Raw genomic sequence first — 12570 nt, 5'->3', positions numbered from 1 at the left:
TAAGCGTTAACGTTAGGCTTCCACAAATTAGCTCGTGGTGAGAGATGAGCGCTAAACAGACCCAGCTTCGGCTGGGTTTTTTATTGCCTGCGATTTGGCGAAGGTGTATTTGGAAAAGTGCAATGTTGGAAAACAGAAGCAAAAACTAGATATCAGGGATCTGCTTTGGTTTTTATGTGCAAGACGACACTTATAAATGAGCGAGGATACGAAACTTTAGCGAATGCTGACCTATTAATTGAAGGCCGATCACATTTTTCCTTGTTGTTGAAAAGAATACGAAAAAAATCGCATTTTTTATTAAAGCTTCTAATTAAGGGGCCGTTAAAGGGATTGAGAGAAATGATATGTACCAATGTAAGGTGAGAGAGACACTGGTACATAAACAAATTGACATGTATTTGTGTGAGGTGAGAGTCACATAAGTGCATTAAAAAATGCCTAAAGGAGATCAACTATGGCGATTAATGTAAGCACTAATGTGTCTGCAATGACGGCTCAGCGCTACCTGAATAGCGCGGCTGAAGGTACTCAAAAATCAATGGAGCGTTTGTCTTCTGGCTATAAAATTAATAGCGCAAAAGATGATGCTGCAGGCCTACAAATCTCTAACCGCTTAACGTCGCAAAGCCGTGGCCTAGATATGGCTGTGAAAAACGCGAATGACGGTATCTCTATTGCACAGACTGCTGAAGGTGCGATGAATGAGTCAACCAACATTCTGCAACGTATGCGTGACCTTTCTCTTCAATCTTCAAATGGTTCAAACAGCAAATCTGAACGTGTTGCGATCCAAGAAGAAGTCTCTGCTCTAAACACAGAACTTAACCGTATTGCTGAAACGACCTCTTTTGGTGGTAACAAGCTTCTTAACGGTACTTACGGTAGCCAATCTTTCCAAATCGGTGCAGATTCTGGTGAAGCAGTAATGCTGACTATGAATAACATGCGTACCGACACTCAAGACATGGGTGGTAAGAGCTACGGCGTAGAAGAAGGCAAAGATGCTTCTTGGCGCGTAGGTGCTGGCGCTGACTTAACGATCAAATACAACGATAAGTTTGGCGAAGCACAAGAGTTGTCTATTTCTGCGAAAGAAGGCAACGATATGGAAGAGCTAGCAACTTACATCAACGGTCAAAGCCAAGACGTTAAAGCGTCTGTTGGTGAAGGCGGCAAACTGCAACTTTTCGCTTCTAGCCAAAAAGTTGATGGTGATGTTGAGTTTGGCGGCAGCCTTGCGGGTGAACTTGGTATCGGTGCAGGCAAAGATGTTACTGTTAACGACATCGACGTGACCTCGGTTGCTGGTGCAAACGAAGCGGTATCTATCATTGATGGCGCACTAAAATCTGTTGATAGTAACCGTGCATCTCTTGGTGCTTTCCAAAACCGTTTTGACCACGCAATCAGCAACTTAGATAACATCAACGAAAACGTTAATGCGTCTAAGAGCCGTATCAAAGATACCGATTACGCGAAAGAAACAACGGCTATGACTAAGTCTCAAATCCTACAACAGGCGAGTACTTCTATCCTAGCTCAAGCAAAACAGTCACCATCAGCAGCTCTAAGCTTATTGGGCTAAACTTACCTCGGTAAGTAGCGGTAAACTCTACTTTGGGTAGAGTTTTACTGTTTGGCTCATAAAGGAGGGAGGGAGAGTGTTATGGAAATATCATCCAACGCATCGAACATCCAGCCTTATGGCTCACCTAATGGCATTAAAATTGCAAGCGATGAAGGTAGTAGTGCGTCGAGTATTTCGCGACTAAAAGAAGCAACATCTTATGGCAAGGTAGAGAAATCGAAAGAGGAAGCTACCGAAGCAGCGATTCAATTAGCTCAACATAGACAAGAGTTAAATGATGAAGAGCGAGTCAAAATGGTGGAGAAGGTAAATGAGTTTATCTCTTCTCTCAATAAAGGTGTGGCTTTTAAGGTCGATGAAGAATCGGGGAGGGATGTAGTGACCATCTATGAGACCACAACCGGTGATATTATTCGCCAGATCCCTGACGAAGAAATGCTTGAAATTCTAAGACGCCTAGCAGCCCAAAACTCGAATAGTCGAATATTTGAGGTGAAGGTTTAAGTCGTATTATTGAGGTGATTTAATGAGTTTTGGCCCAATGGGGATTTCGTCTGGCATGGATATTAATTCCATGGTCAGCAAAATTGTTGATTCGGAGCGTGTACCCAAACAGCAACGAATCGACAATGAACGAACGCGAATCGATACCAGCATTAGTGCCTATGGAAGACTCAGAGAATCCCTTGATTCGATGAAAAACCTGATGACAAACTTTCGTCAGGAAAAAGCTTTTGCTGTGCGAACAGTCGAAAGTACCGATGAAGGTCTTGTTTCTGCAACCGCGACTACCGAAGCGATCGCTGGCAAATATGCCATCGATGTGTTGCAGCTTGCCCAAAGCCATAAAGTGGCTTCTGATGTATTGTCAGAGGACATGAAATTTGGCCCAGGTAAGCTGCAGGTTTCGCTTGGTGATAACAGCTTTGATGTACAAGTTGGCGACAGATCGAAACTTATCGATGTTGTTCGCAGTATAAACGGTGCTGATAGCAACCCAGGCGTTCGTGCATCTATTATCAACGATGTCGAAGGTCCAAGACTTATTGTTGCTTCGAACCAGTCTGGTTTCGATCAGCAGATCAGCATCAACGTTGAGTCAGATGCTGCTAATCCCCTAAAAAAACTCGAATACAAAACTCTTGAAGAGCGTGTTAAAGCGTTAGAGAAAGCACGCGTTGCTGCTCAAGATATTTTAGCTCTAACCCCTGCTGGAAAAGCCGTCGAACTCATCGATGAAGCGATCGCTAACGATGACCCAAATGTGAGTGGAACACTCGACGAAGATGGCAATATCATTCCAGAAGCCCAAACCAATTCTATTTCAGATGTTGACGAAGACTCTCAAAGTCTTAGCTATGGTGAGCAAGCCGCAGCCGACGGCCAAGCTGCCCTAGACGCAGCTCAGGCGGCAAAGTCGGTGATGCCTGAAGACAATATCCCTGGTTGGACAGAAACAGCCTCAGGTACTCTTTTAGACTCTTACTACACACCCGAGCTTGAGCTTGATGAAAAAGCGATAGAGAAGGCACCCGATGTGCCAGGGTGGTCAAATTCTGCCTCAGGTACTCTGACTGATTCATACGTGACATCTAAAGAAGCCCAACAGAAGCTTGAGGCTGAGCAAGCGCGTATCGAAGAGAAAATCTCACAAGAAAAAGCCGATCTGGCTGAGAAAGTTCAAAAAGGCGAATTGACCGCTGAACAAGCCAAAAAGATTGAGCGTGCGAAATTAGAACCTGAAGAGCGAGAGCTTTTAGAAAAGGTCGATAAAGCGCAAGCTGACCTCGCGCAGGCACAACAATCTTTTGATACCTATAGCGGTATGACTGAAGTTCAGGCTGGCCAAGATTCTATGGTCGTCTTAGATGGTGTTGCTCAACTCTCTAGTAATAACAATGTGATTGAAGATGCCGTTGAAGGTATTGATATTACGGTGAAGGGAAAAACGCCAAAAGATAAGCCACCGGCAGAAATTGGTGTGGAGTACGACCGCAATAGTGTGCGTCAAGACATTGAAGCCTTCGTTAACTCTTACAATCAGTTTTACCAGGTGTCTAAGAGCTTGGCCGGTGTTGATCCAACGACCGGTCAAAAAGGGCCGCTTTCTGGAGACAGTACGGTTCGTAACGCCGATTCTCGATTGAAAGGGGTATTTTCATCAAGTATCGAAGGTGCGCCAGACAACCTCAAGTCCTTGACTGAATTTGGTATCACGACCACAAGGCAAGGCTCGCTAGAAATCAACTACGACATGCTTGACCGTCAACTCAACAATAACTTTGATAAGTTAGGTGAGTTCTTTGGCGGTAACAACGGCTTCGCCAAAAAAGTGGAAGATGCGATTCAAGGTATCACAGGTATCACGGGCTCAATTCGTACTCGAGAAAAGAGCTTAGTCGAGCAAAACTACCGTTTGGTTGATGACCAGAGCGCCCTTGATCGCCGTATGGATAGCCTTGAGAACCGTACACACTCTAAGTTCACGGCCATGCAAGATGCAACCAGTAAGATGCAATCTCAACTGGGCAGTATGATGAATGCGTTGGGCTAATAGATGAATAGTCAGCTACAAGAGCTTTGTGAACTCGATCAATTAATTATCTCTAAACTTGAATTTAGTGAAATTAATGCTGAAGAAATAACGCAGCTTGTCGATAACAGAGAACAGTTATTGCAAAACGTGCTTCAAATAATCGACTCACATCCCGACGTTAAGCAAAGTTCTGAATGGTTAGAAGCCATTACCAGAACCAGAAAATTAGTCGAATTGATGCAGTCTGAGACGAGTCGAGTAGGTAAGACCTTACACAAATACCGTCACGGCGCTAAATCAGTTCAACAATACAAAAAGTTTTTATAGAAGAGGTTTACTATGCGCGGTTCTTTACAGGCATATAAAAAGGTATCAGTGGATAGTCAGCTAACGGCTGCCTCACCGCATAAGATTGTACAAATGCTAATGGCTGGTGCTATCGAGCGTTTGATTCAAGGCAAAGCGGCAATGCAAGCAGGCAACATCCCAGTGAAAGGTGAGCGACTTGGTAAGGCTCTAGATATCATTATTAGCCTACGTAGTTGCCTATCTATGGACGATGGTGGCGATATTGCGAAAAACCTAGATCAACTTTATGAGTTCATGATCACGCAAATTTCTGCGGCAAATCACAAAAATGACCCACAGCCTATTGATGATGTTATCGATATTATCCGTGAAATTAAGAGCGCTTGGGACCAAATTCCGAACGAATATCACAACTTGACGTCCGCTGACGTAGGTATTTAAAGAAAAATTGCAGTTTTAACCAATCTCATATCCCTTAATTGGTTGGTTGCCTTATTTTTTTAATCAAATAAAATAGAAGCCATTAGATAGCCTAATGGCTTTTTTCGTTGCTGATTTCCTAAATTTGTCCACGTAGACCATAATCATTGATACTTTTCACTGTTTTATAGACTACGTCGCTCACTGTTTTTCCGCATCGCACCAAAATAAAGGCAATAATTCCTACTTATGCAAGGTTTGGCAAAACTGCTTGTCGTCGACGATAACGCTCAAGATCGTCACAATTTAAGCACAATATTAGAGTTTGTAGGAGAGAGCTGCGAAGTAATCAGCTCTGAACAAGCACGTAAAGTTGACTGGTCACTACAGTGGGCCGGCTGCATTATTGGTACCATTAAAGGTAAAGGCTTCAACGCATTACTGAGTGAGAAGCTTGTTCACGCCAATCACATCCCTTTACTGGTGATTGGCAAAAACAATCACCCGGTTGACGAGTTGACTAACTATGTTGGTGAGCTTGAACTTCCTCTTAACTACCCGCAATTAAGTGATGCATTAAGACACTGTAAAGACTTCTTAGGCCGTAAAGGTGTTCAAGTTGTGTCTTCTGCACGTAAGAACACACTGTTTCGCAGCCTAGTAGGCCAAAGTGCTGGCATTCAAGAAGTACGTCATTTAATTGAACAAGTCTCTTCTACGGAAGCAAACGTGCTGATTCTTGGTGAGTCAGGCACAGGCAAAGAAGTCGTCGCGCGTAACATTCATTACCACTCTAAACGTCGTTCAGGGCCTTTCGTACCAGTGAACTGTGGCGCGATTCCACCTGATTTGCTCGAAAGTGAATTATTTGGTCATGAGAAGGGCGCGTTTACTGGTGCAATTACCGCTCGTAAAGGCCGTTTTGAATTGGCTGAAGGTGGCACACTGTTTCTCGATGAAATTGGCGATATGCCAATGGCGATGCAAGTTAAGCTGCTACGAGTGCTTCAAGAGCGATGTTTTGAGCGCGTAGGTGGTAACAGCACCATACAAGCTGATGTTCGTGTGATTGCGGCAACCCACCGTAACCTTGAAGATATGATCGATGATGATTCGTTCCGTGAAGACCTTTATTATCGCTTGAATGTATTCCCGATTGAAATGCCGGCGCTTCAAGATCGTAAAGAAGATATTCCACTGTTGCTTCAAGAACTAATGACTCGAATGGAAGCGGAAGGCAGTATGCCTATCTGCTTCACGGCTCGTGCTATCAATTCTTTGATGGAGCACTACTGGCCAGGTAACGTTCGTGAGCTAGCGAACCTCGTTGAGCGAATGGTTATCCTGTATCCGAATAGCTTGGTTGATGTGAATCATCTACCCACTAAATATCGATACAGTGATATTCCTGAATTCCAGCCTGAGTTTAATAGCTTTGTCTCTGAAGAAGAGCAAGAGCGTGATGCACTTTCCGACTTGTTCGCAGAAGATTTTAGCTTTGATCAGCAAGATGAACTTGCCGACAACGCTAATGCGCCTCAAGAGTTACCGCCAGAAGGGGTTAACCTGAAAGAGCTACTCGCAGATATGGAAGTGAATATGATCAATCAAGCCTTGGAAGCACAGGGCGGTATTGTTGCTCGTGCTGCTGATATGCTTGGAATGCGCAGGACCACTCTGGTTGAAAAAATGCGTAAATATAACTTGCAGCGATAGTGTCCAGTTTTCGATGAAAACGAAAAACTAACACACACTTCTTAGCTATTTGGTAACTCTAGCTGACTGAATAGATAGACCATAGTCGAGTTGTTGCTTGCTTAACTATGTGATAAATATAGCAAATGGCCTGACTCGTGTTGTACGTCTCAGGCTGTTTTAGTATCTGAGGCAAATTTTTGACATGCATGTAGCTAACGAACCAGAAAATCAATCACACCTAGATTCTGTTGAGCAGCAGGTTGAACGCTATAAGCAAGTACTCGATGTAATGCCTGCAGGGGTAATCTTGTTAGATACTCATGGCGAAGTGAGAGAAGCGAACCCAGAAGCGCATCGTATCCTTAGGGTTGAGCTCGTAGGCGAGAAGTGGTTTTCAGTAATTCAAAGTGCCTTTGACCCAAAAGATGACGATGGCCATGAGATTTCATTGAAGAACGGGCGAAAAGTGCGTTTGGCGATTTCAGCTTCTACTACGGGTCAACTTATCTTGATTACCGATCTGACAGAAACTCGTCTTCTGCAGTCTCGCGTGAGTGATCTTCAACGTTTATCGTCATTAGGCAGAATGGTAGCTTCGCTTGCCCATCAGGTTCGTACACCGCTTTCTAGTGCAATGTTGTATGCATCCAACCTTGCCGCGCCAAACCTGCCACCGGCAACAAAGACACGTTTTCAATCTAAGCTTATGGATAGATTGCATGACTTAGAGAAACAAGTGAACGACATGCTGTTGTTTGCCAAAGGTGGCGACAACAAGGTGGTTAAGCCATTTACTGTCGCTGAATTGATAACAGAATTTCACCCGATGGTGGAAGCGGCACTGAAATCCAACCAGATTGATTATTGTCAGGAAGTTGAAGGCGAACAGACTCAAATGTTTGGCAACGCCAACGCCATCGCATCAGCGTTAAGTAATCTGGTTTTGAACGCGGTTCAAATTGCTGGCAAGGAATCGCAGATTGATGTGTTTTTTAGACCAGTAAACGGCGAGCTTAAAATATCAGTACAAGACAGTGGCCCCGGCGTACCGAAAGAGCTTCAAGGTAAAATTATGGAACCCTTCTTTACCACTCGTTCGCAAGGTACAGGTCTAGGTTTAGCCGTTGTACAAATGGTCTGTCGAGCACATGAAGGCCGACTGGAATTGATATCAGAAGAGGGTGACGGCGCATGCTTTACTATGTGCCTACCGCTGGAAAGAAGCGCTTCTTCTGAAGACTAATAAGTTTTAACTGAATTTACACTGGAGAATCCTATGGCTCAAAGCAAAGTGTTAATCGTCGAAGATGATGAAGGTCTACGCGAAGCCCTTGTCGACACTCTCGCGCTTGCTGGCTATGAATGGCTGGAAGCGGATTGTGCGGAAGATGCTCTGGTAAAATTGAAATCTAACTCCGTTGATATTGTTGTCTCTGATGTGCAGATGGCAGGTATGGGCGGCTTAGCTCTGCTAAGAAATATCAAGCAGCATTGGCCAAATCTACCAGTATTGTTGATGACAGCGTATGCCAACATTGAAGACGCCGTTGCCGCAATGAAAGAGGGCGCTATAGACTATATGGCAAAGCCATTTGCGCCTGAAGTACTGCTCAATATGGTGAGCCGTTATGCTCCGGTAAAATCGGAAGATAATGGCGATGCCATCGTTGCCGATGAGAAAAGCATCAAGCTAATGATGTTGGCTGATAAGGTGGCTAAAACCGATGCTAACGTCATGGTGTTGGGGCCAAGTGGTTCTGGTAAAGAGGTCATGTCTCGCTATATTCACAATGCTTCGAGCCGTAAAGACGGTCCATTTGTTGCGATTAACTGTGCCGCGATTCCAGATAACATGTTGGAAGCAACCCTGTTTGGCTACGATAAAGGCGCATTTACTGGTGCTATTCAAGCTTGTCCAGGTAAATTTGAGCAAGCTCAAGGCGGTACCATTTTGTTGGATGAGATCAGTGAAATGGATCTTAGCCTACAAGCGAAACTATTGCGCGTCTTGCAAGAGCGTGAAGTTGAACGCTTGGGTAGTCGCAAGAGCATCAAATTAGACGTCCGTGTATTAGCGACCAGTAACCGAGATCTAAAACAGTATGTGTCAGAAGGTAATTTCCGTGAAGATTTGTACTATCGCCTGAATGTATTCCCAATTTCTTGGCCTCCTCTTTGCGAGCGTAAAGGTGATATTGAGCCTTTAGCCAAGCACTTAGTTGAGCGCCATTGCACCAAACTTGGTATGCCAGTGCCAGTGATGTCAGCACAAGCAATCAGCAAACTCGTCAACTATCCGTGGCCTGGCAATGTTCGCGAATTAGACAATGTGGTACAGCGTGCGTTAATATTGAGCGAGCAAGAGAACATCTCTGGTGAGCACATTCTTCTTGAAGGTGTTGACTGGCAAGACGCAAGCAGCCTACAACAAATCGTTGAAGGCAGTGATGTTGCGGCACCAGAAATTAAGCCAGTTGCAGAAGCAAACCCAATTAATAAAATAGTTGCTAGCAGTGAAGGGCTTGGTAATGAGCTTAGAGATCAAGAGTATGCGATCATTCTTGAAACCCTGATCGCATGTAATGGCCGACGTAAAGATATGGCGGAAAAACTGGGTATTAGCCCACGCACATTACGTTACAAGTTGGCGAAAATGCGTGATGCTGGAATAGATATCCCAAACTAAGGATAGATTAGTAGTGTCAGCTTTCTGACTAGTGTATTACGATATCTAGTCAATTTAATGTGTGGCACGCTAATTGCTCTGTCAATAATATAGCTAAATAGATGGTCATAATTTTGACTCCTGAGGTAGTAGATGAGAATAGATGGTTTACAAGGCGAAATGCAGGCAATGATGGTTGAAGCTGCCAGCGCGCGTCCCGCAGCAACGGGGCAAGCGGTCGGTGCAGATTTTGGCAACATGCTGACTAATGCCATCAATAATGTGAACTCATTACAAAAGACCTCAGGTGATCTTCAAGCTCGTTTTGATAGCGGCGACCAAAGCGTATCTCTTTCGGACGTGATGATTGCTCGTAATAAATCTAGTGTGGCTTTTGAGGCGACGATCCAAATTAGAAATAAATTGGTCGAATCGTACAAAGAGCTGATGAATATGCCGGTATAAGTTGGGTAGTTAAATAGTGGCAGATAATAGTCAAACAACAGATTTAACCGTAAGCGATAGCAATGACCACGCACTTATTGCAGGCTCTGAGCTAGACGGAGAAGGGCAAAATCCCGATCTAGGTGAACGCAGTTCATCGAAGTTCGATATGGCTGTCGGTGATCTCGATTTACTTCGTCAGGTCGTCTTAGTTCTTTCTATCTCTATCTGTGTAGCGCTGATCGTGATGCTGTTTTTCTGGGTGAAAGAGCCAGAAATGCGTCCACTAGGAGCTTACGAAACAGAAGAGTTGATTCCCGTTCTTGACTACTTGGATCTGCAAAAGATCGAGTACACGCTTGAAGGCAACACCATCTCAGTACCGGCTAGTGAGTACAATTCTCTGAAGCTCAATATGGTTCGAGCTGGTTTGAACCAAGAGCGAAACGCGGGTGATGACATCCTCATGCAAGACATGGGCTTTGGTGTATCACAACGTTTAGAACAAGAACGCCTTAAATTAAGCCGCGAAAGACAACTTGCCAAAGCCATTGAACAGATGAAACAGGTGCGTAAAGCTCAGGTTTTACTGGCGTTGCCAAAGCAGAGCGTGTTTGTGCGTCACAATCAAGAAGCTTCAGCTTCCGTATTCCTAACCCTTAAAACGGGTAACAATCTTAAGCAACAAGAAGTCGATTCTGTTGTGGATATGGTCGCTAGTGCCGTTCCGGGAATGAAAACCTCACGTATTACGGTGACTGATCAGCATGGTCGACTGTTGAGCTCAGGCTCTCAAGACCCTATGTCTGCAGCGCGTCGTAAAGAACACGAGTTAGAGCGCAACCAAGAACAAGCGTTGCGTGAAAAAATTGACTCTATTCTGATTCCTATTCTTGGGTTTGGTAACTATACCGCTCAGGTTGATATTCAGCTCGACTTTAGTGCAGTGGAACAAACCAGAAAACGTTTTGATCCGAATACACCTGCGACTCGAAGTGAATACACCTTAGAAGATTACAACAACGGAAATACTGTTGCGGGTATTCCAGGTGCTTTGAGTAATCAGCCACCTGCTGATGCCTCAATCCCACAAGATGTTGCTCAGATGAAAGACGGCTCGATGACGGGGCAAGGCTCGGTTCATAAAGAAGCAACTCGAAACTTTGAGTTAGATACAACCATCAGCCATGAACGTAAACAGAGTGGCACGGTTAACCGCCAGACGGTATCGGTAGCGATCAAAGACCGTCAATCATTAAACCCAGATACGGGCGAAGTGGTTCATACTCCAATCCCTGCAAGCGAAATCAATGCGATTCGTCAGGTATTGATTGGTACTGTCGGTTTTGATGAAAGCCGTGGTGATTTACTCAACGTGTTAAGTATGCAGTTCGCCCCACAAGTGACAGATGTTGTGGCAGATGTGCCTATCTGGGAGCATCCAAACTTTAATGATTGGGTACGTTGGTTTGCGAGTGCCTTAGTTATTATTGTGGTGGTATTGGTACTTGTTCGCCCTGCAATGAAGAAACTGCTTAACCCAGCAGCTGACAATGATGAACAGATGTACGGCCCTGATGGCATGCCAATTGGTATCGACGGCGAAACCAGTTTAATTGGTGGTGATATTGAAGGTGGTGAGCTGTTTGAATTTGGTTCAAGCATTGACTTGCCAAACCTTCATAAAGACGAGGATGTGCTGAAAGCAGTACGTGCACTTGTAGCGAATGAACCGGAGCTAGCAGCTCAAGTAGTTAAGAATTGGATGGTAGATGGCTAACGAAATAGTTCCACAACAAACTGAAGGCGGTGAAGTGCTTGATGTCTCTAGCGTGGATATCGACTCTATCTCAGGCGATGAGCGCGCTGCGATCTTGTTACTCAGTTTAAATGAAGAAGACGCTGCTGGTATTATTCGTCACCTAGAACCAAAGCAGGTTCAGCGTGTGGGTAGTGCGATGGCGCGAGCTACGGATCTATCTCAAGAGAAAGTAGGCGCAGTGCACCGTGCTTTTTTAGATGATATTCAGAAGTACACCAACATTGGTATGGGTAGTGAAGACTTCATGCGTAACGCGTTGGTGGCTGCTCTGGGTGAAGACAAGGCGAATAACCTTGTTGACCAAATCCTTCTCGGTACAGGCTCGAAAGGTTTGGATTCGCTTAAGTGGATGGATCCTCGTCAAGTGGCGAGCATCATCATCAATGAGCACCCTCAAATTCAAACTATTGTTTTGTCGTACCTCGATGCTGATCAATCGGCTGAGATTCTGTCTCAATTCCCAGAGCGTGTTCGTCTGGATCTAATGATGCGTATTGCCAACCTTGAAGAAGTTCAACCTTCGGCGCTTGCTGAGTTGAACGAGATCATGGAGAAACAGTTTGCGGGTCAAGCTGGTGCTCAAGCTGCCAAAATTGGTGGCCTGAAAGCCGCGGCTGAGATCATGAACTACATGGACAACAACGTAGAAGGTGTCTTGATGGATCAAATTCGAGATCAAGACGAAGATATGGCAACTCAGATTCAAGATCTTATGTTTGTCTTTGAAAACCTTATTGAAGTGGATGACCAAGGTGTTCAGCGACTGCTACGTGATGTTCCACAAGACATTCTACAGAAAGCACTTAAAGGTGCTGATGATGGTCTACGTGAGAAGATCTTCAAGAACATGTCTAAACGTGCTTCCGATATGATGAGAGACGATATTGAGGCGATGCCGCCAGTGAAAGTCTCTGACGTGGAAGCGGCTCAGAAAGAGATATTGGGTATTGCGAGGAAGATGGCAGACAGTGGTGAGATTATGCTGTCTGGTGGCGCCGACGAGTTCCTTTAATACAGAAACCTCAAAAGCCCCACACTGTTGGGGCTTTTCTTTATCCAATTTCGAACCACAGATTAACTCTGTT

The 12570-nt window shown here is 44.7% G+C and carries 11 protein-coding genes; all 11 read left to right on the top strand.

Annotation, left to right across the window (positions count from 1 at the left end):
• Positions 1–457: 457 nt before the first annotated feature.
• Positions 458–1588, top strand: coding sequence for a flagellin (locus QQ041_RS06635; RefSeq protein WP_019820748.1), 1131 nt, complete (start codon positions 458–460; stop codon positions 1586–1588).
• Between the two features lie 81 nt (positions 1589–1669).
• On the top strand, positions 1670–2095 hold the full coding sequence (gene flaG / locus QQ041_RS06630) for a flagellar protein FlaG (RefSeq protein ID WP_048661526.1): 426 nt from the start codon (positions 1670–1672) through the stop codon (positions 2093–2095).
• Positions 2096–2117: 22 nt separating this feature from the next.
• The gene (fliD, locus tag QQ041_RS06625) at positions 2118–4145 is read left to right on the top strand and encodes a flagellar filament capping protein FliD (RefSeq protein ID WP_285953371.1); all 2028 of its coding nucleotides are present in this window, start codon (positions 2118–2120) and stop codon (positions 4143–4145) included.
• Between the two features lie 3 nt (positions 4146–4148).
• Complete coding sequence (locus QQ041_RS06620) at positions 4149–4454, top strand: flagellar protein FliT (RefSeq protein WP_146492308.1); 306 nt, start codon at positions 4149–4151, stop codon at positions 4452–4454.
• Between the two features lie 12 nt (positions 4455–4466).
• On the top strand, positions 4467–4877 hold the full coding sequence (fliS, locus tag QQ041_RS06615) for a flagellar export chaperone FliS (protein WP_004736194.1): 411 nt from the start codon (positions 4467–4469) through the stop codon (positions 4875–4877).
• Positions 4878–5105: 228 nt separating this feature from the next.
• Positions 5106–6572: a sigma-54 dependent transcriptional regulator gene (locus QQ041_RS06610; RefSeq protein WP_285953370.1), complete on the top strand. Its 1467-nt coding sequence runs from the start codon at positions 5106–5108 to the stop codon at positions 6570–6572.
• A 184-nt stretch (positions 6573–6756) separates the two neighbouring features.
• Positions 6757–7797: a PAS domain-containing sensor histidine kinase gene (locus QQ041_RS06605; RefSeq protein WP_285953369.1), complete on the top strand. Its 1041-nt coding sequence runs from the start codon at positions 6757–6759 to the stop codon at positions 7795–7797.
• Between the two features lie 33 nt (positions 7798–7830).
• Entirely contained in the window at positions 7831–9240 is a 1410-nt protein-coding gene (locus tag QQ041_RS06600) for a sigma-54 dependent transcriptional regulator (protein ID WP_285953368.1), read from the top strand.
• A gap of 132 nt (positions 9241–9372) precedes the next feature.
• Positions 9373–9684 carry a flagellar hook-basal body complex protein FliE gene (fliE, locus tag QQ041_RS06595; protein ID WP_017060684.1) on the top strand — a complete coding sequence of 104 codons (312 nt, stop codon included), beginning with the start codon at positions 9373–9375 and terminating at the stop codon, positions 9682–9684.
• 16 nt (positions 9685–9700) lie between these two features.
• Entirely contained in the window at positions 9701–11443 is a 1743-nt protein-coding gene (gene fliF, locus QQ041_RS06590; RefSeq protein ID WP_285953367.1) for a flagellar basal-body MS-ring/collar protein FliF, read from the top strand.
• Positions 11436–12497, top strand: a complete 1062-nt coding sequence (gene fliG, locus QQ041_RS06585) for a flagellar motor switch protein FliG (RefSeq protein WP_060983693.1) — start codon at positions 11436–11438, stop codon at positions 12495–12497. Before fliF ends, fliG begins: the two co-directional genes overlap by 8 nt.
• The last annotated feature ends 73 nt before the right edge of the window (positions 12498–12570 follow it).

Source organism: Vibrio sp. TMPB1044, from assembly GCF_030442075.1.
In the GTDB taxonomy this organism is placed as follows: Bacteria; Pseudomonadota; Gammaproteobacteria; order Enterobacterales; family Vibrionaceae; genus Vibrio; species Vibrio satsumensis.
The sequence above is the reverse complement of the archived record's forward strand: the minus strand, read 5'-3'. Positions and strand labels throughout refer to the sequence as shown.

Bases quoted from the DNA above. Each gene is read 5' to 3' on its own strand.
- fliS (WP_004736194.1), top strand. From the start codon at position 4,467: ATGCGCGGTTCTTTACAGGCATATAAAAAGGTATCAGTGGATAGTCAG.
- QQ041_RS06605 (WP_285953369.1), top strand. From the start codon at position 6,757: ATGCATGTAGCTAACGAACCAGAAAATCAATCACACCTAGATTCTGTT.
- flaG (WP_048661526.1), top strand. From the start codon at position 1,670: ATGGAAATATCATCCAACGCATCGAACATCCAGCCTTATGGCTCACCT.
- QQ041_RS06610 (WP_285953370.1), top strand. From the start codon at position 5,106: ATGCAAGGTTTGGCAAAACTGCTTGTCGTCGACGATAACGCTCAAGAT.
- QQ041_RS06635 (WP_019820748.1), top strand. From the start codon at position 458: ATGGCGATTAATGTAAGCACTAATGTGTCTGCAATGACGGCTCAGCGC.
- QQ041_RS06620 (WP_146492308.1), top strand. From the start codon at position 4,149: ATGAATAGTCAGCTACAAGAGCTTTGTGAACTCGATCAATTAATTATC.
- QQ041_RS06600 (WP_285953368.1), top strand. From the start codon at position 7,831: ATGGCTCAAAGCAAAGTGTTAATCGTCGAAGATGATGAAGGTCTACGC.
- fliE (WP_017060684.1), top strand. From the start codon at position 9,373: ATGAGAATAGATGGTTTACAAGGCGAAATGCAGGCAATGATGGTTGAA.
- fliG (WP_060983693.1), top strand. From the start codon at position 11,436: ATGGCTAACGAAATAGTTCCACAACAAACTGAAGGCGGTGAAGTGCTT.
- fliD (WP_285953371.1), top strand. From the start codon at position 2,118: ATGAGTTTTGGCCCAATGGGGATTTCGTCTGGCATGGATATTAATTCC.